The sequence below is a fragment of the Actinoplanes sp. 13 genome, assembly GCF_056134165.1.
The window spans coordinates 717,231-742,071 of the sequence record NZ_JBVYOQ010000001.1; the positions used below are offsets into that span (position 1 = coordinate 717,231).

Annotated in this window: 19 protein-coding genes and 1 tRNA gene; 7 read left to right on the forward strand and 13 right to left on the reverse strand. The window is 70.9% G+C overall.

The window, feature by feature from the left end:
* Positions 1–28: 28 nt before the first annotated feature.
* The 3 genes from AC0NH5_RS03220 to AC0NH5_RS03230 are packed head-to-tail and all read left to right on the forward strand — an operon-like array spanning position 29 to position 2,592.
* A complete protein-coding gene (locus AC0NH5_RS03220) occupies positions 29–1,078 on the forward strand; it encodes an RNA ligase (protein ID WP_474399663.1) in 1,050 nt (349 codons plus the stop codon).
* A complete protein-coding gene (locus AC0NH5_RS03225; RefSeq protein ID WP_474399666.1) occupies positions 1,075–1,971 on the forward strand; it encodes a phosphatase domain-containing protein in 897 nt (298 codons plus the stop codon). Before AC0NH5_RS03220 ends, AC0NH5_RS03225 begins: the two co-directional genes overlap by 4 nt.
* Positions 1,972–2,592 carry an RNA ligase family protein gene (locus tag AC0NH5_RS03230; RefSeq protein WP_474399667.1) on the forward strand — a complete coding sequence of 207 codons (621 nt, stop codon included), beginning with the start codon at positions 1,972–1,974 and terminating at the stop codon, positions 2,590–2,592.
* On the opposite strand, the gene AC0NH5_RS03235 is transcribed toward AC0NH5_RS03230, so the two are convergent.
* From AC0NH5_RS03235 to AC0NH5_RS03260, 6 genes are all read right to left on the reverse strand, one after another.
* Positions 2,576–2,968, reverse strand: coding sequence for a VOC family protein (locus AC0NH5_RS03235; protein WP_474399670.1), 393 nt, complete (start codon positions 2,966–2,968; stop codon positions 2,576–2,578). The two genes, AC0NH5_RS03230 and AC0NH5_RS03235, sit on opposite strands and share 17 nt — an antisense overlap.
* A gap of 409 nt (positions 2,969–3,377) precedes the next feature.
* Complete coding sequence (locus tag AC0NH5_RS03240) at positions 3,378–4,547, reverse strand: nitric oxide synthase oxygenase (protein WP_474399673.1); 1,170 nt, start codon at positions 4,545–4,547, stop codon at positions 3,378–3,380.
* Positions 4,548–4,679: 132 nt separating this feature from the next.
* Complete coding sequence (rho, locus tag AC0NH5_RS03245) at positions 4,680–6,914, reverse strand: transcription termination factor Rho (protein WP_474399674.1); 2,235 nt, start codon at positions 6,912–6,914, stop codon at positions 4,680–4,682.
* A gap of 298 nt (positions 6,915–7,212) precedes the next feature.
* Positions 7,213–8,157, reverse strand: a complete 945-nt coding sequence (gene thrB, locus AC0NH5_RS03250; protein ID WP_474399676.1) for a homoserine kinase — start codon at positions 8,155–8,157, stop codon at positions 7,213–7,215.
* 70 nt (positions 8,158–8,227) lie between these two features.
* Positions 8,228–9,454, reverse strand: coding sequence for an MFS transporter (locus AC0NH5_RS03255; RefSeq protein WP_474399678.1), 1,227 nt, complete (start codon positions 9,452–9,454; stop codon positions 8,228–8,230).
* Positions 9,455–9,525: 71 nt separating this feature from the next.
* The gene (locus tag AC0NH5_RS03260) at positions 9,526–12,789 is read right to left on the reverse strand and encodes an efflux RND transporter permease subunit (RefSeq protein WP_474399680.1); all 3,264 of its coding nucleotides are present in this window, start codon (positions 12,787–12,789) and stop codon (positions 9,526–9,528) included.
* Between the two features lie 66 nt (positions 12,790–12,855).
* Here AC0NH5_RS03260 and AC0NH5_RS03265 point away from each other — a divergent pair, with 66 nt between their 5' ends.
* The gene (locus AC0NH5_RS03265; RefSeq protein ID WP_474399682.1) at positions 12,856–13,428 is read left to right on the forward strand and encodes a MarR family winged helix-turn-helix transcriptional regulator; all 573 of its coding nucleotides are present in this window, start codon (positions 12,856–12,858) and stop codon (positions 13,426–13,428) included.
* Positions 13,429–13,445: 17 nt separating this feature from the next.
* On the opposite strand, the gene thrC is transcribed toward AC0NH5_RS03265, so the two are convergent.
* The 4 genes from thrC to argS all read right to left on the reverse strand — a co-directional run bounded on the left by thrC (position 13,446) and on the right by argS (position 18,947).
* Positions 13,446–14,495, reverse strand: a complete 1,050-nt coding sequence (gene thrC / locus AC0NH5_RS03270) for a threonine synthase (protein WP_474399685.1) — start codon at positions 14,493–14,495, stop codon at positions 13,446–13,448.
* 80 nt (positions 14,496–14,575) lie between these two features.
* Positions 14,576–15,892, reverse strand: a complete 1,317-nt coding sequence (locus AC0NH5_RS03275; RefSeq protein ID WP_474399688.1) for a homoserine dehydrogenase — start codon at positions 15,890–15,892, stop codon at positions 14,576–14,578.
* Entirely contained in the window at positions 15,889–17,274 is a 1,386-nt protein-coding gene (gene lysA / locus AC0NH5_RS03280; protein WP_474399690.1) for a diaminopimelate decarboxylase, read from the reverse strand. The genes AC0NH5_RS03275 and lysA overlap by 4 nt, the downstream gene beginning before the upstream one ends.
* Positions 17,275–17,276: 2 nt before the next feature.
* Positions 17,277–18,947: an arginine--tRNA ligase gene (gene argS / locus AC0NH5_RS03285; protein WP_474399692.1), complete on the reverse strand. Its 1,671-nt coding sequence runs from the start codon at positions 18,945–18,947 to the stop codon at positions 17,277–17,279.
* 86 nt (positions 18,948–19,033) lie between these two features.
* Here argS and AC0NH5_RS03290 point away from each other — a divergent pair, with 86 nt between their 5' ends.
* The 3 genes from AC0NH5_RS03290 (at position 19,034) to AC0NH5_RS03300 (ending at position 20,631) form a co-directional block, all read left to right on the forward strand.
* The gene (locus AC0NH5_RS03290; RefSeq protein ID WP_474399693.1) at positions 19,034–19,834 is read left to right on the forward strand and encodes a DUF3105 domain-containing protein; all 801 of its coding nucleotides are present in this window, start codon (positions 19,034–19,036) and stop codon (positions 19,832–19,834) included.
* A 5-nt stretch (positions 19,835–19,839) separates the two neighbouring features.
* Positions 19,840–20,493: a DUF305 domain-containing protein gene (locus AC0NH5_RS03295; RefSeq protein ID WP_474399696.1), complete on the forward strand. Its 654-nt coding sequence runs from the start codon at positions 19,840–19,842 to the stop codon at positions 20,491–20,493.
* 66 nt (positions 20,494–20,559) lie between these two features.
* Positions 20,560–20,631 (forward strand) — tRNA-Arg (locus tag AC0NH5_RS03300).
* 371 nt (positions 20,632–21,002) lie between these two features.
* On the opposite strand, the gene menC is transcribed toward AC0NH5_RS03300, so the two are convergent.
* From menC to AC0NH5_RS03315, 3 genes are read right to left on the reverse strand one after another with little or no spacing between them, the layout of a single operon-like run.
* Positions 21,003–22,124, reverse strand: coding sequence for an o-succinylbenzoate synthase (gene menC, locus AC0NH5_RS03305; protein WP_474399698.1), 1,122 nt, complete (start codon positions 22,122–22,124; stop codon positions 21,003–21,005).
* Positions 22,121–22,870, reverse strand: a complete 750-nt coding sequence (locus AC0NH5_RS03310; RefSeq protein ID WP_474399699.1) for a GNAT family N-acetyltransferase — start codon at positions 22,868–22,870, stop codon at positions 22,121–22,123. The genes menC and AC0NH5_RS03310 overlap by 4 nt, the downstream gene beginning before the upstream one ends.
* Positions 22,867–24,813, reverse strand: coding sequence for a capsular polysaccharide synthesis protein (locus AC0NH5_RS03315; RefSeq protein ID WP_474399701.1), 1,947 nt, complete (start codon positions 24,811–24,813; stop codon positions 22,867–22,869). Before AC0NH5_RS03315 ends, AC0NH5_RS03310 begins: the two co-directional genes overlap by 4 nt.
* Positions 24,814–24,841 lie beyond the last annotated feature (28 nt).

Here is a 24,841-nt window from a genome sequence, read left to right on the forward strand (position 1 = left end):
GTAATTCCCGCACGAGAGGTGCCTGGCGATGACCCTGCTCTCCGACGTCCTCGATCCGGCCGAGCTGGCCGCCGCGGTCCGCGACGGGCACGTTCGGACCCAGCGGCACCCCGGCCGTGACCTGGTCATCCACAACTACACCGAGGCCTGTCAGTACAGCGGGTCCTGGACGCCTGTCACGCTGGCCTGCCGGGGTCTCGTGGTGGACGGCGCCGGCCGGATCGTGGCGCGGCCGCTGCCGAAGTTCTTCAACCACTCGGAGAGCCACGCGCCCCTGCTCGAGCCGGACGCGAAGGTGACCGTCACCGACAAACTGGACGGCAGCCTCGGTGTGCTCTACCACGACGGCGACGGCTGGGCGGTCGCCACCCGGGGCTCGTTCGCCTCGAACCAGGCCGAGCACGCCACCCGCCTGCTCACCACGCGCTACGCCGGGTTCGTCCCGCCGGACGGGCTGACCGTCCTGGTCGAGATCATCTACCCGGGCAACCGGATCGTGGTCGACTACCGGGGCCTGGACGACCTGGTCCTGCTCGGCGCGGTGGAGATCGCCACCGGCCGGACGTTCGGCCCGGAGGCGGTGCCGGACTGGCCGGGCCCGGTGGTGGAGTCGTTCGGGTACGCGACGCTCGCCGAGGCGCTCGCCGCGCCGCCCCGGGAGGGACGGGAGGGGCTGGTCGTGCACTTCGTCGACGCCGACACTCGCGTGAAGATCAAGTACGCCGATTACGTACGGCTGCACCGGCTGGTCACGGGGCTGACTCCCCGTACCGTATGGGACGTCCTCGCCAACGGCGGCGATCTGGACGAGCTCACCGCGCCGCTCCCGGACGAGTTCCACGTCTGGGTCGGCGGCATCGCCGCCGAGCTGACCGCGGCGGTCGAGGCGCGGGCCGCGGCCGTCGAGGCGGAATTCGCCGGGATCACCGCGGCGCTGCCGACCGGCTGGGGCCGCAAGGAGTTCGCGGCCCGGGCGATGCGTTCGGAATTGCGTGGCGAGCTGTTCCGCCGGCTCGACGGCAAGGACTACCGTCCCGGCCTGTGGCAGCGGGTACGGCCCTCGGGGGAGAAGGAATGACACGACTGTTGATCACCCGGGGCCTGCCCGCCTCCGGCAAGACCACGTTCGCCCGCAAGCTGCAGCCGGACGTCGTCCGGGTCAACCGCGACGACCTGCGGCAGATGCTGCACGGCCGCCGGCTGTTGACGCAGCGGGCCGAGGCACAGGTCACGCAGGCCCAGCGGGCGGCGGTGGAGGCGCTGCTGCGGGCGCGCGGCAGCGTCATCGTCGACGACACCAACCTGCGCGCCAAAACGGTCCGCGAGTGGGCCGAGATGGCGGCGCGCTTCGGCGCGTCGTTCGAGGTGCACGACTTCACCGACGTGCCGGTGAACGAATGCGTCCGGCGCGACGCCGACCGGCCCGGGGACGTGCGGGTCGGCGAGGACGCCATCCGCCGGATGCACGACCGCTATCTCGCCGGCAAGAACCTGCCGTTGCCGGTGCCGTTCGTCGAACGGGGCGGGCCGGGCGTCGTCTACGAGGCCGATCCCGCACTGCCCGCCGCGGTCCTGGTCGACATCGACGGCACGGTCGCGCTGATGGGCCACCGGAGTCCCTACGACTGGTCCCGCGTCGGCGAGGACTCGCCCAACCCGGCCGTCATCGCAGCGGTGCGGGCGATGCACGCGGCCGGGCACGCGATCGTCTTCTGCTCCGGCCGGGACGAGGAGTGCCGGCCGGAGACCGAGGCGTGGCTGGAACTGTTCGTCGGCGTGCCGTACGAAGCGCTCTTCATGCGGCCCGCCGGGGACAGCCGCAAGGACTCGATCGTCAAGCGGGAGATCTTCGACCAGGAGATCCGGGACCGCTGGCGGATCATCGGGGTTTTCGACGACCGCCAGCAGGTGGTACGTATGTGGCGCGAGTTGGGGCTGACGGTTTTCCAGGTGGCGGAGGGAGACTTCTAGGTGGTGAAGTACCCGCGGACGTACCATCTGCCCGACTCGCCGGGAGCGACCCACGACGACCGCGTCCAGCACGATCTGTCGTGGTTGGACGGCGAGCTCGTGGTGACCGAGAAGATGGACGGCGGGAACCTCACCTTCACCCGCGACGCGATGTTCGCCCGCTCGCTCGACTCCGGCACCCACCCGTGGGACCAGCCGGCCAAGGCGCTGTGGGCGATGACCGCCTGGAAGATCCCGGACGACTGGCGGGTCTGCGGCGAGTCCATGTGGGCCCGCCGCAGCGTCGCCTACCGCGACCTGCCCGGCGTCTTCCTGGTCTTCGGCATCTGGGACGAGACGGACACGCTGCTGGGCTGGGACGACACCGTCGACTGGGCCCGGCGCCTGGAACTGCCGATGGTCCCGGTCCTCTATCGCGGCGGCAGCCTCTCCGAGGCCCGCGGCGCCTGGGCCGCCCAGCGCGACCCGGAGACGTCGGAGGGCTTCGTGCTGCGCGCCGCCGGCCGCATCCCGGCCGCCGAGTTCGACCGCAGGCTGCTCAAATGGGTGCGCGCCGGGCACGTCCGCACCGACGCCTCCTGGCGGCACCGCGACGACTTCGCCGTCAACGAGTTCGCCTGAGCTCCTCCTCGCCGCGCAACAGACAGAACTCGTTGCCCTCGGGATCCTCGAACACCACCCAGCCGGTCCCGTCCGCCACCCGCAGATCGTCGACCGGCTTGGCCCCGAGCGCGATCAGCCGCTCGTACTCCTCGTCGCGCGTCCCCTCGACCGGCCGCAGGTCGAAATGGATCCGGTTCTTCCCCTGCTTCGCCTCCGGCACCTCGATGAACAGCACCCGGTGCCGCCCGTCCGGCGAGACGATCAGGCACTCCTCGTGGCCGGGCTCGTTCGGGTCCTCCGGCTCCTCGCCGTACCCCAGGACCTGCTGCCACCAGCGGCTCAACGTGAACGCGTCATGGGCGTCCACAGTCGTGTGCGAGATGAACGACGTCATCCCCTCACCCTAGGTGCCGGGTCCTTCTTCGGAATCATTTGGTACGCCTACCCCGGTCCCGGGGCCACACCGCGACCTGGCTGCCGGTGCCGGGCCGCAGCGCGGCCGCCGGGCTGAAGCGGCACCCGAGCTCACCCCACATCCCCACGCACCGGCGGCAGAACGCTGCGTGGGAACTTGCGGTTCGCTCCGCACCCAAAGTCCCCACACACCCGCGAGCAGAACGCTGCGTGGGAACTTACGGTTCGCTCCGCACCCGAAATCCCCACGCTCCGGGGCAGGTGGTGGCGTGGGGGTCCGGGTTGAGGGTGTGTCGCGCTTCAGCCCGGCGGGCGCGCTGCGGCCCGGCACCGGCGGCTGGGCCGCGGTGTGGCCCCGGGACCGGGGTAGGCGTACCAAAAAGGATCTTTCAAGGACGGTGTGGGCAGCGGCGCGCACCGGTGCGTGCCAGATCAGCCGCGTCCTGGTCGAGATAGAAGGCCGGCCGCAGGTCGAGTTCGTCGTAGTAGCGATGGAAGACCGGGGTGAGGCCGCCGGACATCGGCGGCACGATCCAGGTCCAGTCGGCGGGGACCGGGCGGCCGGCCTTCTCCTCGTTGCGGATGTGGGCGAGGAACCGCTGCGACTCGGTGTGATGGTCGGTCATCTTCACGCCGGCCTGTTCGAAGCTGTGCAGGACGGCGCGGTTCAGCTCGACCAGCGCGCGGTCACGCCAGAGCGTCGACTCGCGGCTCGTGTCGAGTCCCAGCCGCGCGGCGACCTCGGGGAGCATGTCGTAACGGTCGGCGTCGGCGAGGTTGCGGGCGCCGATCTCGGTGCCCATGTACCAGCCGTTGAACGGCGCCGTCGGGTAGTGGACGCCGCCGACGGTCAGCCGCATGTTGGAGATCGCCGGGACGGCGTGCCAGCGCAGGCCCAGCTCGGCGAACCAGCTGTGCTCCGGGTGGCTGAGCGGCACCTCCCGGATCGCGCGTTCCGGCAGTTCGTAGAGACGCACGCCGTCGCCCGGGGTCTCGATGACCAGCGGCAGCACGTCGAACGCGTCACCTTTGCCCCGCCAGCCGTACCCGCGGACGGCCTCGGTGAAGGCGACCGTCCGGGGATCGCCGGCCGTGCGGCCCGCCTCGGTGCGATAGCCGGCGTAACGGATGAGCTGCTCGTTCCAGATGCGCGCGTGCGGCCGGCCGGGCTGCGCCGCGGCGAAGACGCTGATCACCGGGCGGATCTGGCCGGTGCCGGCGGTCTGCAGGTGCTGGACGAGCAGCGAGAAGATCTCGTCGGCGGTCCGGGCCCGCCGCCGGTCCAGCACCACGAGGCTGCGCCAGTAGAGCCGGCCGATGCACCGGCTCGCGTTGCGCCAGGCCATCTTCGCGCCGTGGGCCAGCTCGTCGGTGGTGTGCGCGTAGGTCCCGGTGGCGGCGATCTGGGCACGGACGATGGCGAGCCGGGGCTCGACCGGGCCGAGACGGGGATTCTCGGTGTAGCACCGGCGCAGGAAGTCCTCCGCCTCGCCGGGGTCGACCGGCGAATCCGGATCCCACGGCTCGGTGGGATGGTCCCGGTAGCCAGGCACAAGCATCGAGCGCCTCCGGTTATCGAGGGATGGGGATACCGGAGGTTCGCACGACTTTGTCCGGGATCGATCAGACAGGCTGTGCGACAAAAGCGACGCACCCCACCCGATTGGGTGGGGTGCGTCGCTTTGGTGCGGTTATTCGCCAGGCGTGGACTTGGCGATCTGCATCAGGAACTCGATGTTGGTCCGGGTCTGCTTGAGCCGGTCCAGCAGGAGGTCCAGAGCCGCGCCCGACTCCAGCGAGCTGAGCACCTTGCGGAGCTTGTGGATGATCGCCAGCTCCTCCTTGCCCATCAGGATCTCTTCCTTACGGGTGCCGGAGGCGGAGACGTCCACGGCCGGGAAGACGCGCTTGTCGGCGATCTTGCGGTCGAGCTTGAGCTCGGCGTTACCCGTGCCCTTGAACTCCTCGAAGATGACCGTGTCCATCATCGAGCCGGTCTCGACCAGCGCGGTGGCGAGGATGGTGAGCGAGCCACCGTTCTCGATGTTGCGCGCCGCGCCGAGGAACCGCTTCGGCGGGTAGAGCGCTGTCGAATCGATACCACCCGACATGATCCGGCCGGAGGCCGGCGCCGCCAGGTTGTACGACCGGCCGAGCCGGGTCACCGAGTCGAGCAGCACGACGACGTCGTGACCCAGCTCGACGAGGCGCTTGGCCCGCTCGATCGCCAGCTCGGCGACCGTGGTGTGGTCCTGCGGCGGACGGTCGAACGTGGCCGCGATGACCTCGCCCTTGACCGACCGCTGCATGTCGGTGACCTCTTCGGGCCGCTCGTCCACGAGCACGACCATCAGGTGGCACTCGGGGTTGTTGCGGGTGATCGCGTTCGCCAGGGCCTGGAGCACCATCGTCTTACCGGCCTTCGGCGGGGAGACGATCAGCGCCCGCTGGCCCTTGCCGATCGGCATGACCAGGTCGATCACACGGGTGGTCAGGATGTGCGGCTCGGTCTCCAGCCGCAGGCGCTCCTGCGGGTAGAGCGGGGTGAGCTTGTAGAACTCGGGACGCCGGCGGGCCTCGTCGGGCTCCATCCCGTTGATGGTGTCCAGCCGGACCAGCGGGTTGTACTTGTCCCGCCGCTGAGACGAGTCGCCGCTGTCCCGCGGGGCGGAGCGCACCGCGCCGGTGACCGCGTCACCGCGGCGCAGGCCGTACTTCTTGACCTGCGACATCGAGACATAGACATCGTTGGGGCCGGAGAGGTAACCGGTGGTGCGGACGAACGCGTAGTTGTCCAGCACGTCCAGGATGCCGGCCACCGGGACGAGAACCTCGTCCTCGGCGACGTGCGGCTCCCGGCCCTCACGGCCACCGTCACGGCCGCCCTCACGCTGGCGGCCGCCACCGTCGTCGTCGCGGTCACGGCCACGGCGGCGGTCCCGGAAGCGGCTGCGCCGGCTGCGCCGACCGCCCTCGCCCGAGTCGTTGTCGTCGTCGTCGTGGCCCTGGTCGGAGCGGCCCTGATCCGAGCGGCCCAGATCCGAGCGACCCTGCTCGGAACGGCCCTGCTCGGAGCGGCCCTGCTCGGAGCGGCCCTGCTCGGAGCGGCCCTGCTCGGAGCGGCCCTGCTCGGAGCGGCCCTCGGAGCGCGCGGAACGGTCGCGGTCCCGGTCGTTGGACCGGTCCCGGTCGTTGGACCGCTCGCCGTCACGCTGCTGACCGTCACGCTGCTGACCGTCGCGCTGGTTGCGCTGCCGGTCGCGGTTGCGCTCGCCCCGCTCGGGACGATCGCCGCGCTCCGGGCGCTGCTCGGCGGGCTCGACCGCCGCCGGGGCGGTCTCGGTGACGGGCGCGGCCGCGGTCTCCACGGTCTCCCGCGGCGCGGACTCGGCCGGGGCGGCGATGGTCGCCGCCCGCTCCCGGGTGCCACGCTCGCGGCGGCCGCGGGACGGGCGCTCGGCCGCGGGCTGCTCGGCCTGGGCGGACTGCTCGGCCGAAGCCGGCTGCGCGGCCGGGGCAGACTGCTCGGCCGGGGCGGACTGCTCGGCCGGGGCGGCCACTGTCGTCTCGGCCGGCGCGGCGACGGCCTGCGGCGCGGGAGCCGCCTCGACCGGGGCGGACTGGACCGGGGTGGACGGGGTGGACGGGGCCGGGGTGACGGCCTCGGAGCCGTTGGTACGCGGGCGCGGCGCCGGCTCGGCCGCAGCTCCGCCGCTTTGGCGCTCGGTGATCGCGGCGATCAGCTCACCCTTGCGCATCCGGGCGGTGCCGGAGATGCCGAGGGAAGCGGCGAGGCTCTGCAACTCGGGCAGCAGCATCGCGGACAGCCCGGTGCCGCCGCGGCGGCGCTTCGTGGCGGTCGCGGTGGTGCCGGCGCCGTCAGCGACGTCAGAAACACCCGACGTCACGTCGGTGGTGTCGCTCAATGGATTCCTTCCGTCGGAAAAAACCCGAGATCACCCGAGACTTGCAGCCAGGGCCGGGTGCCCTCGGAGCCCGCTTCGCAACAGCGGCGCGGGAGTTTCGTGCAGCACGGCAGCTCGACCGGTATCCCTGCCCGCCAGGGCTTGACGGGTAGGTCTCGGCGAGTGCAGCGATCCCATCGCTTACTGCCCGGCGTTTGCCTTGATGAGAGTTGAGACGAGCCTGGACGGCCCAGAAATCTCGGGGTGCGCCGAACCGCAGAGATCGCTTGCTTCGCGGCTGTGCTAGGTCAGAGCGTAATCAACTCGTGCGACCTGCGGCAACAGGACCCCGCTCGGCGTGTTCCACCATACCCCCTTTCACACGAGCACCGGCGCCATCCACGCCCAGCACTTCGCTGTGCCAGTGCGCTCCCGGCCGGAAATCGGCCGGGACCTCGGTCAACGCCAGCACGGTCGGTCCGGCCCCGCTGACCACGGCGGCGACCCCGGCCGACCGCAACGCCGCCACCAGCGACGCCGTCCCCGGCATTCCGGCGGAACGGTAACCCTGGTGCAGCCGGTCCTCCGTGGCCGGCAGCAGCAGGGACGGATCGCTGGTGAGGGCATGCGTCAGCAGCGCCGCCCGTCCCGCGTTGAAAGCCGCGTCCGCGTGCGGGACGTGGGACGGCAACGCCGCCCGGGCAGTCGCTGTGTACCCCCGCTCGGCGGGGACGAAAACCGTGGGGCGGACGCCCTCGGCCGGCGTCAGCCGCACCGCCCGCCCGCCCGACGCCTCGGTCCAGGCGACGGTGAAGCCACCGAGGAGACAGGGTGCCACGTTGTCCGGATGGCCCTCCAGCCGGGCGGCGATCCGCAGCGCGGCGGCGTCGTCGAGCAGCCGCAACCCGTCGCGGACCAGGCCGCGAGCCAGCTGCACCCCACCGACGATGGCCGCCGAGGAGCTGCCCAGGCCGCGCGCCTGCGGGATCCGGTTGACGCACTCCAGGGCCACGCCCGGCGGCCGCTCCCCCAGCTCGTCGAAGGTGGCCAGCATGGCCCGGAAGACCAGATGGCCCTCGTCGGCGGGCAGGTCGCCGGCGCCCTCACCGTGCACGGCGACGGTGAACCCGCCGCCGGTGACGGTCGCGGTCAGATCGTCGTAGAGCGTCAGCGCCAGGCCCAGCGAATCGAAGCCGGGGCCGAGATTGGCGCTGGTCGCCGGCGTGCTGACGGAGACCGGTTCGGTCACGAAGGACAGGCCCATCGCCACATGCTAGGGCGTGATCAAGTACACCGGAGTGCTCCGGTCCCGCCGTCCCGCATGTCGAATCGGCCTATGGACTTTCCCGCGCCGCGGCCACCGGCGCCAGCCGCCGGGTCGCGATCCGCCAGCCGATCGCGTAGGTGAGCGTGATCAGCGCGCAGGTCGCCAGGATGTACCGCGGTTCCACCTGGTCGATCACCGCGCCCGCGCCGAGCTGGCTGATCGCGATGGCCAGCGTCGCCAGCATCATGTCGGTGGCGAAGATCCGGCCGCGCAGCTCGTCCGGCACCTCGGCCTGCAGGGCGAAGTTGGAGAGCACCCAGTTGGTGCCGCCGGCGAAGTGCGCGACGAAGACCAGCGCGAGCACCAGCGGGAACCACGGCGCGAAGGCCACCCCGAGGTAGCCGACGCCGTAGAGCCCCATCGAGATGGCCAGGCCGGGCAACAGCCAGGCGGGCCGGTTCAGCACCGGGCGCATCACCAGCGGGCCGACCAGCGCGCCCGCGCCACGCAGCGCGAACAGCAACCCGGCACCGGCGGCGCCCGCCCCGTGCGCGGCGGCGATCAACGGGAACACGGTCAGCACGCCGTTGCCGAGGCCGACCGCCGACTTGACGGTCACCAGGGCCCGGATCCGCGGGCGGGCGCCGATGTAGCGCAGCGCCTCGACCAGGGCACGCATCGGGTGCTCGGGCGGCGCGCCGGTGCGCGGAGCCTGCAACGGCCGGCGGATCAGCACGGTCAGCAGGGTGCCGGTGAGCAGGCAGACGGCGGTCACGGCGAAACACACGTACGGCCCGAAGACGCTGCTCACGACGCCGCCGAGGGAGGCGCCGACCACGGTCATCGTGCCCCACGCGGACCCGGCGACGGTGTTCGCCGCGGCCAGGTCCTCCGGGTCGACCACGTTCGGCAGCGCGGCCGAGGCGGCCGGCGAGTAGAACGCCTTTGCCACCGCGATGGCGCCGACCGCGACGAGGGCCAGCGGCGCGGTGGCCTCGGACCGCACGAAGAACAGCAGGAGCACCGACAGGAACGCCGCGATGTTCGACAGGATGAGGATCTTCCGCCGGTCCACCCGGTCCGCGATCGTCCCCGTGTACGGCAGCAGCAGCGCGATGATCCCGGTGTCCGCGGCCAGCACCAGCGCGCCCCAGGCCCCGCTCCCGGTCAGCTCCGGCAACAGCACCAGCAGCGGGACCATGACGAACCAGTCGGCGCCGAAGACCACCAGCTCGGCCGCGAACAGACGCCGGAAGTCGCGATTGCGGGTAAGGACCGAGAGACTTGGTGGCACGTACCGCAGTCTAGATCTGTCCTGGACACGACGATGCCCGGCCACGGGGGCCGGGCATCGTCTCAGTGTGTTCAGTCCGCCGGTCGCTCCTGCTTCCGCGGCATCTTCAGCACCTCGAACTGATCCGTGTACCCGCGCAGCGCCGTGCCCGGGGACTTCTCGCCGGCCGATTCCGGCACGGTGACCGGGTCACCGGCCGGCTCGCCGGCCGCGTGCTTCGGGGCGTGGTCGTCCGGCGTGACGTCCACCGGCTCGGCGCCCTCGCCCTTGGCCCGCCGCTTGGCGGCCCGCTTGGCCCGCGACTTCTCCTTGCGGTTCTCCACCATGGTGTAGAGCGTCGGCACCAGCACCAACGTCAGCAGGGTGGAGCTGATCAGGCCACCGATCACCACGATGGCCAGCGGCTGCGAGATGAAGCCGCCCTCGCCGGTGAGGCCGAGCGCCATCGGGATGAGCGCGAAGATGGTCGCGATCGCGGTCATCAGGATCGGTCGCAGGCGGTGCCGGCCACCCTCGATCACCGCTTCCTTGACGCCGAGTCCGGCGGCCCGATAGTGGTTGATCAGGTCCATCAGCACGATCGCGTTGGTCACCACGATGCCCACCAGCATCAGCACACCGATCAGCGCCGGCACGCCGAGCGGGGTCCCGGTCGCCAGCAGCAGGCCGATCGCGCCGGTCGCCGCGAACGGGATCGACACCAGCAGGATCAGCGGCTGCAGCACGCTGTGGAAGGTGGCGACCATGATGATGAAGACGATCGCGATCGCCGCCAGCACGGCGAGGCCGAGCTGACCGAACGCCTCCGCCTGGTCGGCGCTTACGCCGCCGATGGTGTATTCCGCGCCCGGCGGCAGCTCGAGCCCGTCCAGCTTCTTGGTCAGGTTCTGGTTGACCTCGGACAGGTTGGAGCTGGTCACCACGCCGGTCACGGTGGCGGTGCGGTTGCCGTCGGTCCGGGTGATCTGCTCCGGGCCGGCCACCTCCTTGACGTCGGCGACCTGGTCCAGCGGGACCACGCCGGAGGCGGTGGTCAGCGGCACGGCACGGAGTGCGGCCGGGTCGGCCGGCGCGCTGCCGAACGAGATGACCACGTCCTGGGTGGTGCCGTCGACGGCCATCTGACCGGCCGGGGCGGGGCGGAACAGGCCCGCGACGCTCTGCCCGATCTGCGCCTCGGTGAGGCCGGCCTCCGCGGCGGCCCGGCGGTCCACCACGATCTCCAGGCGCGGCACGCCGGCGGCCAGCGTGGTGTCCACCTCGGTGACGCCGGCGATCTCGCTCATCGCCGTGCGCACCTGGTCGGTGGCGGTCCTGAGCACCTCGTTGTCGGCGGCGCTCACCGCCACCGAGAGCTCGCTGCTGCCCAGCCCGGAGCCCTCCTGGCCGATGCTGATCTCACCGGCGCCGGTGAGCTTGCCGAACTCGGCGCGCAGCTCGTCGGAGATCTTCTCGGCGTCGGCGTCCTCGTCGAGCGCCACGTTGAAGGTGGCGGTGGCGGCGCCGCCGCCCCCGGCGAACGGGTTCGCCGAGCTGCCGCCGACGGTGACCTGATAGGTGGTGATGTCGTCGCGCGCGGCGAGGATGCTCTCCACCTTCTTGGCGGCCTCGTCGGTGGCCGCCAGGCTGGTGCCGGCCGGCATCTCCTGGCTGACCGTGACGCTGTCCTGGCCCGACTCGTCCAGGAAGTTCGTCTCCAGCCGGGTGGAGAGCGCGAACGTGCCGAGCAGCACCGCGATGCCGATCAGCACGGTGGTCCACCGCCGGGTGGTGGCGAACCGGATGACCGGCAGGTACCCGCGCTGCAGCGGGCTGCGCAGCTCCTTCTCCTCGGCGGCCCGGCGGATCGCCTCGGTGTCGGCACCGGCGGGCGGCGGCTTCAGGAACCAGTACGCCAGCACCGGCACGATGGTCAGCGCCACGAACAGCGAGGCCAGCAGGGCCACCGTCACGGTGATCGCGAAGGAGGAGAAGATCTGCCCGACCAGGCCGCCGACCAGGGCGATCGGGGCGAACACGGCGACCGTGGTGAGCGTCGAGGCGACCACCGCGCCGGCCACCTCACGCACGGCGGTGAGGATGGCGTGCCGCTTCTCCTCGCCGTACTCCAGATGTCGTTTGATGTTCTCCAGCACCACGATCGAGTCGTCCACCACCCGGCCCACCGCGATGGTCAGCGCGCCCAGGGTGAGCAGGTTGAGCGTGTAGTCGCCGATCCAGAGCGCGATCAGGGCGACCAGCACCGACAGCGGGATGGAGACCGCGGTGACCAGCGTCGACCGGACACTCATCAGGAAGATCAGGATGACCACCACGGCCATCACCAGGCCCAGCAGACCCTCGGTGGTCAGGCTTTCGATCGACCGCTCGACGTACGGCGCCTGGTCGGTGATCACGGTCAGCGTGGCGCCGGAGTCCTTCTCCAGGTCGGCGATCATGTCGCGGACCTCATGGGAGATCGTCACCGGGTTGCCGTCGGGACGCGCGGTGACCGCGATGCCCAGGCTGTTGACGCCGTCGGTCCGGGTGAACGACTCGGCGGCCGGCAGCTTGCTGTCGACCGCGGCCACGTCTGCGAGCCGCACCGGCCCGCGAGCGCCGGTCAGATAGACGTCGCGCAGTTGCTCCACCGAGGTCAGCGCGGTGCCCACCTGCACGGTCAGCGACTTGTCGCCCTCGGTCACCGCGCCGGCCGGGATGGAGACGCCGTTGGCCTGCAGCACCGTCGTCAGCGAGGCGGGGTTGACGCCGGCAGCGCCCATCTTCGCCAGATCCGGGGTGATCACGACCTGTTCGGCGCGGGCGCCGGTCACCTGCGTGTCCCGGACCCCCTCGATGCCGTTGAGCTCGGGGATCACGGTCTCGTTGAGCCGGTTCAGCAGGTCCGCCTCGTCGTCCCCGCCGGAGGCGGCGAGCACGATCGCCGGGATGTCGTCGGTGCCGCCGGCGAAGACCTGCGGGTCGACGTTCTCCGGCAGCTGGGACTGGATCCGGTTGACCGAGGTGGTGACCTGGTTGACCGCCGACTCGATGTCCGTGCCGAACTCGAAGAGCACGACGACGCTGGACGCGTTCTCGCGGGAGGTCGAGGTGACGGTGTCGATGCCGTCGATCCCCTTGACGGCGTCCTCGATCGGCTTGGTCACCTGCTCCTCGACGGCCTCCGGGGAGGCGCCGGGGAGCACCGCGCTGACGAACGCGGCGGGCAGCTCGATCGAGGGAAAGAGCTGCTGCTTGAGAGACGGGATCGCATAGAGGCCGAAGCCGCTGATCACCAGGGCGATCAGGGCGACCAGACCTCGGTTGGCAAGGCTCAGCCGTGTCAAACCTGACATGGGCACTCCCCCGAGAAAAGTTCGGTCGATACTGATAGTTTGCCTGACACGAACAAATGGTTTTCGATGGGGGTCCCCTGGTACCGTCCGTCATCAGGTGGAAGCGACCACGCCACCGGCACGAAATCTAAGGAGCGGGCGCTGAGCGCGAAGGAAAAGCTCATCGCGGAGATCATGGGCGCGCAGATCCGGCTCGAGCACGCGTTCGCCGACGACCGGTCGGACCCGCTCTTCTCATCACACCTGACGATGTCGCAGCTCAAAGTCATGCTGCTGCTGTCCCGGCACGGCACCCTGCCCGGCGGCGAACTGGCCCGGCTGCTCGGCGTCGGCGCGGCCACCCTCAGCGGCATGATCGACCGGCTCGTGGTGCAGGAGCTGGTGACACGCACGGAGGATGTGAACGATCGGCGGGTTCGCCGGATCGGACTCACGAAGGCGGGCACCGAGCTCATCGAGGGCATCATCACCGCAGGCGTCGCCAAACAACGGGAACTCCTCAGCCGGCTCTCAGCCGAGGAACTCGCGATCGTGGCCAAGGCGATGGAGTTGCTGGTGCGCGAGGCGGGCAGCCCGGCGGCCACCGAGGCCGAAGCCAGTCTGTCAGACGGGCCGGCCGCGGCTACGGGTTCCGGGTAAGCTGTTTCCGGCCAGGCCTAAGCCAGATCGAGCGCCTTGGCCGCGAGCAACGCGTCATTGGCGATCACGGTCGGGGAAGGCGCGGTGCTGATCGCCCATTCCGGGTCCTTCAACCCGTGCCCGGTGACCGTGCAGACCACCCGTGACCCGGCCGGGATCCGGCCCGCTGCCGCCTGCTGGAGCAGCCCCGCGACGCTGGCCGCACTCCCCAGTTCCACGAACACCCCGACCTCCCGAGCGAGCAGCCGGTACGCGTTCAGGATGTCCCGGTCGGTGACCGCTGAGATCAGGCCGTCCGAGGCGTCCCGGGCGTCCAGCGCCTTGGTCCAGCTGGCCGGGTTGCCGATCCGGATCGCGGTGGCGATGGTCGACGGGTTCTCGACGACCTTGCCGTTGACGATGGGGGCCGCGCCGGAGGCCTGGAAGCCGTACATCTTGGGAAGTCCGGTGGAGTTGCCGTCGGCCTTGTCCTCCAGATATCCCATCCAGTACGCGGAGATGTTGCCGGCGTTGCCGACCGGCAGGCAGTGGATGTCGGGCGCGTCGCCGAGCGCCTCGACGATCTCGAAGGAGGCCGTCTTCTGCCCGTGCAGGCGGAAGATGTTCACCGAGTTGACCAGCGACACCGGGTAGTCCTGGGAGAGCTTGGAGGCCAGCGCCAGGCAGTCGTCGAAGTTGCCGTCGACCTGGAGCAGGCGAGCGCCGTGCACGAGCGCCTGGGCCAGCTTGCCGAGGGCGATCTTGCCTTGGGGCACCAGCACAGCACAGGTGATCCCGGCCCGGGCGGCATAGGCCGCTGCCGAGGCGCTGGTGTTGCCGGTGGACGCGCAGATGATCGCCTTGGCGCCTTCCTCGACCGCCTTGGACACGGCCATCGTCATGCCCCGGTCCTTGAAGGACCCAGTCGGGTTGGCGCCCTCCACCTTCAGGTAGACGTCGCCGCCGACCCGCTGGGAGAGCACCGGGGCCGGCACCAACGGCGTGTTGCCCTCGTGCAGCGACACCACCGGGGTGGCGTCGGTGACGGGCAGTCGGTCCCGGTACGCCTCGATCAAGCCCCGCCACATGGCCGTCTCCTCACTCCAGGCTGCGCGGACGCGGACAGCGTGCCGCAGTCACCCGATCTTTGGGACCGGATGTCCAGTATTCAGGACGAAGAAAGTCCCTCGACGCGCAGCACGCTCGCGATCGACCGGACGATGTCCAGTCGCGACAATGCTTCGACGGTAGCCGCCAGAGCCGCGTCGGGCGCGCTGTGCGTGACGATCACGAGCTTGGCGTCGTCCGCACGGCCGGACTGGCGCACCGTCGCGATGGACACCTCGTGCTGGGCGAAGACACCGGCCACGGTGGCCAGGACACCCGGGCGCTCGGCCACGTCGAGGCTGATGTGGTACCGCGTCAGGGACTCGCCGATGGGTCGTACCCGCAGCTTGGCGTAGTTGCTCTCGCTGGGGGCCCGGGTGCCGGTGAGCTTGTTGCGCGCCGCCGCCACGATGTCGCCGAGGACCGCGCTCGCAGTCGGCCGCCCGCCCGCGCCCCGGCCGTAGAACATCAGCGGACCGGCCGCCTCGGCCTCCACGAACACCGCGTTGAAGGCGTCACCGACACCGGCCAGCGGGTGGCTGAGCGGAATCATCGCCGGATGGACCCGCACCGAGACTGTGTCACCACCCTGGGGGTCGGAGTTGCGCTGCGCCAGGCACAGCAGCTTGATCGTGCAGCCCATCTCCTTGGCGCTGGCCATGTCGCCCGCGGTCACCCCGGTCATGCCCTCGCGGAACACGTCGGCGGCGGTGACCCGGGTGTGGAACGCCAGCGAGGCGAGGATGGCGGCCTTGGCGGCGGCGTCGAAGCCCTCGACGTCGGCGGTCGGGTCGGCCTCCGCGTACCCCAGCTCGGTGGCCTCCTCCAGGGCCTCGTTGAAGCCGGCCCCGGTGGACGCCATCGAGGAGAGGATGAAGTTGGTGGTGCCGTTCACGATGCCGGTCACCGCGGTGACCCGGTCGCCGTGCAGCGACTCGCGCAGCGGGCGCAGCAGCGGGATCGCGCCCGCCACCGACGCCTCGTAATAGAGGTCGGCGCCGCCCTCGGCGGCGGCGTCGTGCAGCGCGCCGCCGTCCTCGGCCAGCAGCGCCTTGTTGGCGGTGACCACGCTCTTGCCCGCGCGCAGCGCCTCGACCAGCCAGCTGCGGGCCGGCTCGATGCCGCCGACGACCTCGATCACCACGTCCACGTCGTCCCGCTTGACCAGGCCCAGCGCGTCGGTGGTGAACAGCGAGTCGTCGACCGGCAGGTCGCCGCGCTCGCGGCCGGGGCGGCGCACCGCGATCCCGGCCAGCTCCAGCGGGGCGCCGATCCGGGCGGTCAGGTCGTCGGCCTGCTCGTGCAGGAGGCGGATCACCTCACTGCCGACGGTGCCGCAGCCGAGCAGGGCGAGACGAACTGATCTGGTCGGGCTCATCCCACATCCAATGCAAGCAGGTCGTCCTCGGTCTCCCGGCGAACGATGACGCGGGCGGCGCCGTCGCGCACCGCCACCACGGGCGGGCGAGGAACGTGGTTGTAGTTGCTGGCCATGCTCCGGCAATAGGCACCGGTACCCGGCACGGCGATAAGATCTCCGGGCTGCACGTCGGCGGGCAGGAATTCATCCTTCACGACGATGTCCCCCGACTCACAATGTTTTCCCACAACGCGGGCGAGCATCGGCTCCGCCTCGCTGCGCCGGTTCGCCACCGTGGCCGAGTACGACGCGTCGTACAGCGCGGTCCGGATGTTGTCGCTCATCCCGCCGTCCACACTGACGTACGTCCGGATGCCGTCGACGTCCTTGACCGTCCCCACCTCGTAAAGGGTGAGAACGGCCGGGCCGACGATCGCCCGGCCCGGCTCGATGGACAGGTGCGGCACCCGCAGCGACGCCAGGTCGCACTCCGACTCGACGATCTTGTTGATCCGCTTCGCCAGGTCGCCGGGCGTCGACGGGTCGTCCTGTGTCGTGTACGCGATGCCGAAGCCGCCGCCCAGGTCCAGCTCCGGAAGCTCCACCCCGCGCGCGTCCCGGATCTGTGCCTGCAGCTCCAGGATCCGCCGCGCGGCCACCTCGAACCCGCTGGTGTCGAAGATCTGCGAGCCGATGTGCGAGTGCAGGCCGCGCAGGTCCAGGACACCCTCGTCGAGGATCTTCGCCGCCGCGGTGAAAGCGGCGCCGCCGGCCAGCGAGAAGCCGAACTTCTGGTCCTCGTGCGCGGTCGCGATGAACTCGTGGGTGTGCGCCTCCACGCCGACCGTGACCCGGACCAGCACCCCCGGCCGCTTACCGGCCCGCCGGGCCAGCGCGGTCAGGCGGTCGATCTCCTGGAACGAGTCGACGATGATCCGGCCGACGCCCGCCTCCAGCGCCCGCGACAACTCCGACAACGACTTGTTGTTGCCGTGGAAGCCGATCCGCTCGGGCGGGAAGCCGGCCGCCAGCGCCACCGCGAGCTCGCCGCCGGAGCAGACGTCCAGGAAGAGACCCTCCTCCTCGACGACCCGCACCACGGCCTTGCAGAGGAACGACTTGCCCGCGTAATAGACGTCGGCACCGGCGAACGCCGCCGCGAAATCCCGGCATCTCGCCCGCAGGTCGTCCTCGTCGAGCAGATAGGCGGGCGTGCCGAACTCGGCCGCCAGCTCGGCCACGCCGACGCCGCCGATCTCCAGGGAGCCGGCGCCGGTGCGGGTCACGGTGCGCGGCCAGAGCTGCGGCACCAGGGCGTTCACGTCCTCCGGGGACCGCAACCAGGCCGGCCCGCGGGTGCCGAGGTCGCCGTGCAGGGCCCCGGCCTCGTGTGCGCGCATGCTTACATCCTTTCCGGGGCAGAGACGCCGAGCAGGCCCAAACCGTTGGCGATCACCGTACGGGTGGCGTCGTTCAGCCACAGCCGCGCGCGGTGCCCCTCGGTGACCGGCTCGTCGCCCTTCGGCGAGACACGGCAGGCCGGATCGTCGTAGAACCGGTGGTATGCGCCGGAGATCTTCTCGAGCAGCCGGGCGACGTGGTGCGGCTCCCGGTGCTGCGCGGCGAACGCCACCGTCTCCGGATATTCGCCGAGCGCCTTGAGCAGCTCGTTCTCCTTCTCACCGCTGAGCAGCTCGGGGCGGAACTCGTCCGGCTCGCCGCGGGTGACGCCGCTGTCCCGGGCGTTGATCGCCACGTTCGCGGTGCGGGCCGCCACGTACTGCACGTAGTAGACCGGGTTCTCGCGGCTCGCGCTCGTCCACAACTCGATGTCGATGTCGATCGGCGAGTCACTCGAATAGCGGGCCAGCGCGTACCGGGTGGCGTCCACGCCGAGCGCCTCGACGAAGTCCTCCAGGGTCACCACGGTCCCGGCGCGCTTGCTCATCCGCACCGGCTCGCCGTCCCGGACCAGGTTCACCAGCTGGCCGATCAGGATCTCCAGGTTCGCCGCCGGGTCGTCGCCGAAACACGCGGACATCGCCTTCATCCGGCCGATGTAGCCGTGGTGGTCGGCGCCCAGCATGATCACCACGCGGTCGAAGCCACGCTTGCGTTTGTCCAGGTAGTACGCGCAGTCGGCGGCGAAATAGGTCCAGTCACCGTCGGACTTGCGCAGCACCCGGTCCTTGTCGTCGCCGAAGTCGGTGGTGCGCAACCAGGTGGCGCCGTCCGATTCGAAAACATGTCCCTGCTCCCGCAGCCGGTCCAGCGCCTCCTGCAGCTCGCCCCGGTCGTGCAGGTCCTTCTCGTTGAAGTACGTGTCGAAATGCACGCCGAAATCAGCCAGCGACTGCCGGATCTCGGCGAACATCAGCTCCACGCCGACCCGGCGGAACGTCTCCTGCGCCTCGGCGTCCGGCCCGGTCAGCACGTCCGGCGCCTGCTTGACGACGTCAGCAGCGATCTCGGCGATGTACGCCCCGCCGTACCCGTCCTCGGGGGCCGGCTCACCCTTCGCGGCGGCCAGCAGCGACCGGGCGAACCGGTCGATCTGCGAGCCGGCGTCGTTGAAGTAGTACTCCGTGCCGACGTCCGCGCCGGCGGTGCGCAGCAGCCGGGCCAGCGCGTCGCCCACGGCCGCCCACCGGACCCCGCCGATGTGGACCGGGCCGGTCGGGTTCGCGGAGACGAACTCCAGGTTGATGCGTTCCCCGGCGAGGCGCTCGGTCCGCCCGTACGCTGAACCGGCCAGCACGATGTCGCGGGCCAGCAGGCCGGCAGCGGCCGCGTCGAGCCGAATGTTCAAGAAGCCCGGCCCGGCGATCTCCACCGACTTGATCCCGTCGCGACGGCCCAGCTCCTCGGCGAGCGCGGCGGCCAGCTCACGCGGCGCGACGCCCACCTTCTTGGCGATCTGCAACGCGATGGTGGAGGCGTAATCGCCGTGCTCGGGGTTGCGGGGCCGCTCCACCGCGGTCGTCGCGGGCAGCGCGGCGACATCGAGGCCGCGCGTCTCGAAAACGGCACGAGCAGCTGAGAGAACGGTGTCAGCAAGGTTGGCGGGAGTCACCCGGCCATGCTATCGGGGGTAGACTTCTGCGTTCGGCGGCCACCCGAGCCCCGCCCTTCCCTTTTCTGACAGATCGACGAGGCGCGATGAGTATGAGCACGCCGGGTCCCGAGCGGGTCCCGTCCACGGTCAAGGTCGGTAAGACGACCGGACAGGGTAAACCGCCGACAGGCAAGGCCGGAGGTAACAAGCCCGGCGGCAACCGGCCGGGCGGCAAGGGCGGCGGCAAGGGCCGCAAGCCGGTCACCCCGGTGAAGGTGTCCGGCGGGCGCAACTGGGGGCCCATCGCCGTCGTCGCCGTCGTCGTGGCCATCGCCGCGGGCATCATCGGCTACGGCGTCTTCGCCTCGGTCCAGAGTTCCCGCCCCTGGGAGGAGCAGCTCGCCGCGGTCGAGGGCGTCGTGGACTACCGCGCCCAGAAGAACCCGGCGATCGACGACCGGACCCACAAAGAGGGTCCGCAGACCTACGTGACCAACCCGCCGGTCGGTGGCGCGCACAACCAGGCCTGGCAGAACTGCATGGGCGACATCTACAGCGAGCCGATCGCCAACGAGCACGCGGTGCACAGCCTCGAGCACGGCGCCGTCTGGGTGACCTACAAGCAGGGCCTCGGCGCCGAGCAGGTGCAGGCGCTGCAGGGCAAGGTCGAGGGCAAGGACTTCCTGTTCATGTCTCCGGTCGCCAACCTGGACAAGAACGTCTCCGTGCAGGCCTGGGGCTACCAGCTGAAGGTCGACGACGCGAACGACTCGCGCATCGACGCCTTCATCAAGGCGACCCGCGTCAAGGCCGGCGTCGAACCCGGCGCGCCCTGCTCCGGCGGCAACACCACGAGCGACCCGGTCGCTCCCGCCGCCCCGGCCCCCGCCGCGTCCGGCTCCTGATCTCGATGACCGCACCAGCAACCTCCCCGGGCGCGCAGGCGCCCGGGGAGGACGCACCCCGGAGCAGCCGCATCGGCTACCTCAGCGTCGGCCTGCTCCTGCTCGGCCTGCTCCTCGGCGTCGCCGGCGGCCTGCTCATCCCCCGGCTCGGCGCGCCCGGCGACGACTCGGTGGAAGCCGGCTTCCTGCGCGACATGTCCACCCACCACGCCCAGGCCGTCGAGATGGCGATGATCGCCCACGGCGCCTCGGACACGCCGCAGATCAAGACGCTGTCCAACGACATCTCCCTCACCCAGCAGGGCCAGATCGGCTACATGCAGGGCTGGCTGCGCGACTGGAACCTCGACCCCACCGGCAGCACCGAGCCGATGGCTTGGATGCCCGACGCGCAAGGCTCAGTCGTCAACGGGCTGATGCCCGGCATGGCCACTCCCGACCAGATGGCGGCCCTGCGCAAAGCCACCGGCAAGGAACTGGACACCCAATTCCTGACCCTGATGCGCGCCCACCACCTCGGCGGCGTGCACATGGCCCAGGAAGCCGTGGAACTGTCCGACAACGAGAACATCGACTGGATCGCGCAGAGCATGGTGAGCGCCCAACAAGGCGAGATCCAACTCATCGACTCCCTGCTCAAGAAGGTTCAAGCAAGCTGACGGGCGACACCGCCGGAACCGATTGGCATCGGCTCCGGCGGGCCTGCTAGGCTTCTGAACCACTGGGCCCCCGTAGCTCAGGGGATAGAGCGTCGCCCTCCGGAGGCGAAAGCGCAGGTTCGAATCCTGCCGGGGGCACAATTAAAGGTTATCCGTGTCTGCGGAGATCGCAGACCGTGTTAATTGTGCATTCTTTTCCTGGGGCCCGAGCCCCAGACCCCACGCTGTGGGCTTCGCCCCCAGACCCCCATGGACCCGCGGGTGGTTGCGGTTCGGGGGTCGCTTCAACCTTTGGTCGACATTCTTTTTGTACGGGCTTTGTGCGCTCGTTCCTGGATGAGCGCGACCGGTGTCGGTCACTGCCCTGATCCATCCCAGAGGCTTGAAGGGCCCCGTTGCGGCGACCCCTTGAGACCGCCCCGGCGCGACAGCACTCAGCCGGCCGGCGGACCGACCACACTCCGGCGCCTACTTCAAGCGGGCGATGGGGCCATGGCCGGCGGCAGGGGCTACAGCGCTTGTTCCCAGCGATGCATTGTGGGCGCTGTCGTCGTTGCGGCCTTGAGGAGCTTCGGGTCGGGGGGTGGGCCTGTACCCGGGGTGGTGGGGACGGGGATGTGGCCGTTGGTCATGGTTATCGGGTCGGTGGTCAGGTCCTGGGTGAAGTAGCGATCGGAGGCGGACACGTCGCCGACCATGAGGTCGGGGAGTGCGGCCAGAGCGAGATTGGCGGCCCGCCCGACGGCGGTCTCGAGCATGCCGCCGACCCAGGCGCGAGCGCCCAGGCCGGTGCAGACGTCGTAGATCTTCTTGGCGGTCAGGTAACCGCCGACCCGGCCGGGTTTGATGTTGATGATGGTGGCGGCGCCGGTGCGGAGGGCCGTGATCGTGTCGGCGGGCGAGGTGATCGACTCGTCCAGGCAGATCGGGGTGCCGTTCAGGCGACGGCTGAGTTCGATGTGGCCCCACAGGTCGTCGGCGGGGAACGGCTGCTCGATCAGCAGCAGGCCGTAGTCGTCGAGGCGGAGCAGCGGGGCCATGTCGGCGGGGGTGTAGGCGCAGTTGGCGTCCACCTGGACCGGGGTGGCGAAGTGTTCGCGGACGGCGCGGACCGGAGCCTCGTCCCACCCGGGCTCGATCTTCAGTTTGATGCGCTGGTAGCCGGCTTCCAGGTAACCCGTGACGGCGTCCAGGAGTTCGGGGACGGAGTCCATGATGCCGACCGAGACGCCCGCGGGGACGGTGGTGCGGGTGGCGCCGAGGAGGTCGGCCAGGGAGCGACCGGCGGAGCGCAGCTCGGCGTCGAGGACGGCGGTCTCCAGGGCGGCCTTGGCCATCAGGTGGCCCTTGACGACGGTGAAGGCGGCGGAGGCCGACGCGGCGGTGACGTCGGGCAGGTCTTCGAGCAGCGGGATCAGGAAGCGCCGCATGACGTCGAGGGCGCCGGTGAGGTATTCGGCGGAGAAGCGGGGCTCGTCGGTGGCGACGCATTCGCCCCAGCCTTCGGTGCCGTCGGTGGTGCGGACCCGGACCAGCAGGGCGTCGCGGTGGTACTCGGTCATCAGGGAAGTGCGGAACGGGGTGACCAGCGGCAGCCGCACGATGCGGAACTCGACCGACTCGATCCTCATGGCTGGTAGCTCGGGGTGGCGCCGGCGGGCAGGAGGACGTACTCGCGGTTGCGGCTCATGCCGGCGACCTGGTAGCCGGCGTCGAGCAGGGCGCGGAACCGCTCGCGGACGGCCAGCCGGTCGGCGCGCCGGGGCTGCTCGCCGACGGTGATCAGCTCGGCGCCGGGACCGGCCGTGGCATGCCGGCGCGGACCCGGGCCGCCGGCCGTGGCGGCGATCACCCACTCCGCGTCCAGCGGCCACTCGACCAGCAGGCGGTCGGTGTGGTCGCCGGTGTTGGTCCCGTCGTCCAGCCGGCCGTAGAAGTCCGGCCTGTACCCGGTCACGGTGGCGCCCAGCTTGCACAGGTTGAAGTAGGCGTTGCGGGCCATCAGCGGGTCGAACGTCCAGGTGATCGTGTGCAGGCCGTGGTTCAGCGCCCACTGCCGCTGGTGGCGTTTCAGCAGGAGGCCGACGCCCCGGTCGCGGCCGGAACTCAGCACGCCGGTGACGTCCGAGTGCAGGTGGTCGACCCGCCCGGACCGGGCCCCGAAGAACGCGACCGTGCAGCCGATCAGGACACCTTCGTCGTAGGCGCCGGCCACGTAGTTCCCGGCGTGCGCGAGCGCGCGAAGCGTGCCGGTGCTGATCACGGCGCTGCGCTCGGCCTCCGTGCCGGCCTCCCAGACCGTCCAGAGAAGTCGCGCCGCGGCCTCCAGCTGCTCGCCGGTCCGCAACAGGACCACGTCCGGGACGGCCGCCGTCACGGCAGGTCGCCGCGGATGATGCGGGCCAGGTACGACTCGCTGCGCAGGTCACGGTCCGCGTATTTGTACTGGAGTTTGTGCGCGAACGCGCCCTCGACGATCATCTGGTACTCGTCCGGGTCGTACGGCTGGAGCATCACGGCCTGCAGCGCGTGCGGCGGCTTCGAGTTGAGTCGGGTCCCCTCGTCCCACTCGGCGCGGAAACGCTCGTCGAGGTGGTGCAGCATCTCGAAGATGTGGTGGTAGAGGAAGTGGTCGGTGGGCTTGCCCTGCAGCTCCCACCAGAGCAGCGCCGCGGCCCGCCACAGGTGCAGCACCCAACTGTCCGGGCGGGCGGCCAGGAACCAGTTCGAGATGAACGGGCCGGTGTAGTTGAAGGCGAACACGCCGCTTCTCGTCAGGGCGGCGTCCACCCGGGGGCGCAGCGGCTCGGTGATGTAACAGGTGGCGTCCACCCAGATCCCGCCGAACTTCTCCAGCAGCAGCAGGCGCAGCAGGTCGGAGAAGTGCCGCCGGTCGACGGCCAGGTCCTCCGGGACGTCCACATAAGCCCGCACGTTGGCGTCGGTGAGCTCGTGCACCCGGCTGTCCGGGTTGGTGGCCTTCAGCGCGGCCAGGCAGGCCTGGACGACCGGCGGCGCGGCGTCGAAGCCCTGCGCCCAGTACATGAAGACGGGCTGGTCGAAGGTGCTCGTCACCGGCGCAGCCAGCCGCTGCCGGGCCTGCGTGCGGATCTGCTCCAGGTGCTCGGCGACGAAGACGCCCAGGGTGCGGCGGGCGCCGAAGTTCTTGGCGTCGAGGTCCAGCACGGCCATGCCGTCGAACGGCAGCTTGTTGTCGTGCTCCAGCGCGGCGGCCGAGACACGTTTGCTGTCCTCGGGACGCTTCAGCCGGTCGTAGGCGGAGGCCAGCGCGTACCCCCGCTCGTACGCCTCCGGCTTCTTCGCCACCGCTTCCCGCAGCAGCTGCTCGGCGGTGGTCCACTGCTGGTCGGCGAGGGCGAGCCGGCCCAGCTCGTGCGCCGCGTCGCCGTCCGGATCGCCGGCCCGGACCACCTGGTGCAGAGCCGTCACGGCGGCGTCGTCCGGCCCTTCGGCGAGCGCGATCCGGGCCGCCGTCAACGGGTCGCCGGCTACATGTCTGCGCAGCTCGCGGGCCTCCGCATGGGCGCCGGCGCGAGCCAGGCGGACCGCCTCCGCGGCGATCTCCGCGGGCGTCACCCCGGCGGCGAGCCGCGACACCCGGCGCGACGGCGACGCGTTCGGCTCGCCGGTCCACTCGTAGCAGTGGAACCCGTCGTCGGGGGTGGAGCCGTCGAAGTGCTCCACCGGCGCGGTGGTCGCGGTGAGCGAGAGGTCGTACCAGTGGACGGCGCCGCCGCCCTTGGCCATGCCGCTGTGCAGGCTGATCCAGGCGCTGGTGGTGTCGACCGGGACGGTGAACGTCACGCTGATCCGGTGGTGGCCGAACTCGTTGCGGGCCGGCGGCGACACGGTCAGCGCCCGGCGGGTGCCGCCGATCACGCAGCCGGGCACCAGGCGCAGGGCGGACGGGTGCAGCGCGCCGGTCAGCGGGGCGGACAGGAAGACCGAGACGCTCGCGGTGTAGGTGGCGCCCGCCCGCATCCCGAGACGCATCTCACCGGGCGCCTCGTGCCCGCCGGGCGAGACGAACGTGTCGTTGGTGCGGCCGACGGCCTCGACCCGCACGCCGGTCACGCCGGGGCGGCCGGGGATCTCGGTGAGCTCACCGGAGTTGTGCGCGTGCACGTGGACCCCGCCGGCCTCGAACGGCCGGTCCAGCGGCCCACGGAAACCCGGGTCGGGCACCAGGTTGACCACGGCGCGCGCGTTCGGGGCGGAGGGCGGCGGGACCTCGTCGTTCCGGGTCGCCGCGGCCCGGAGCCGGGCCAGTCGAGTCCGGATGCTGGTCGCCGTCGTCATCGAAATGTCCCTCTCCACCGCGTCGCCG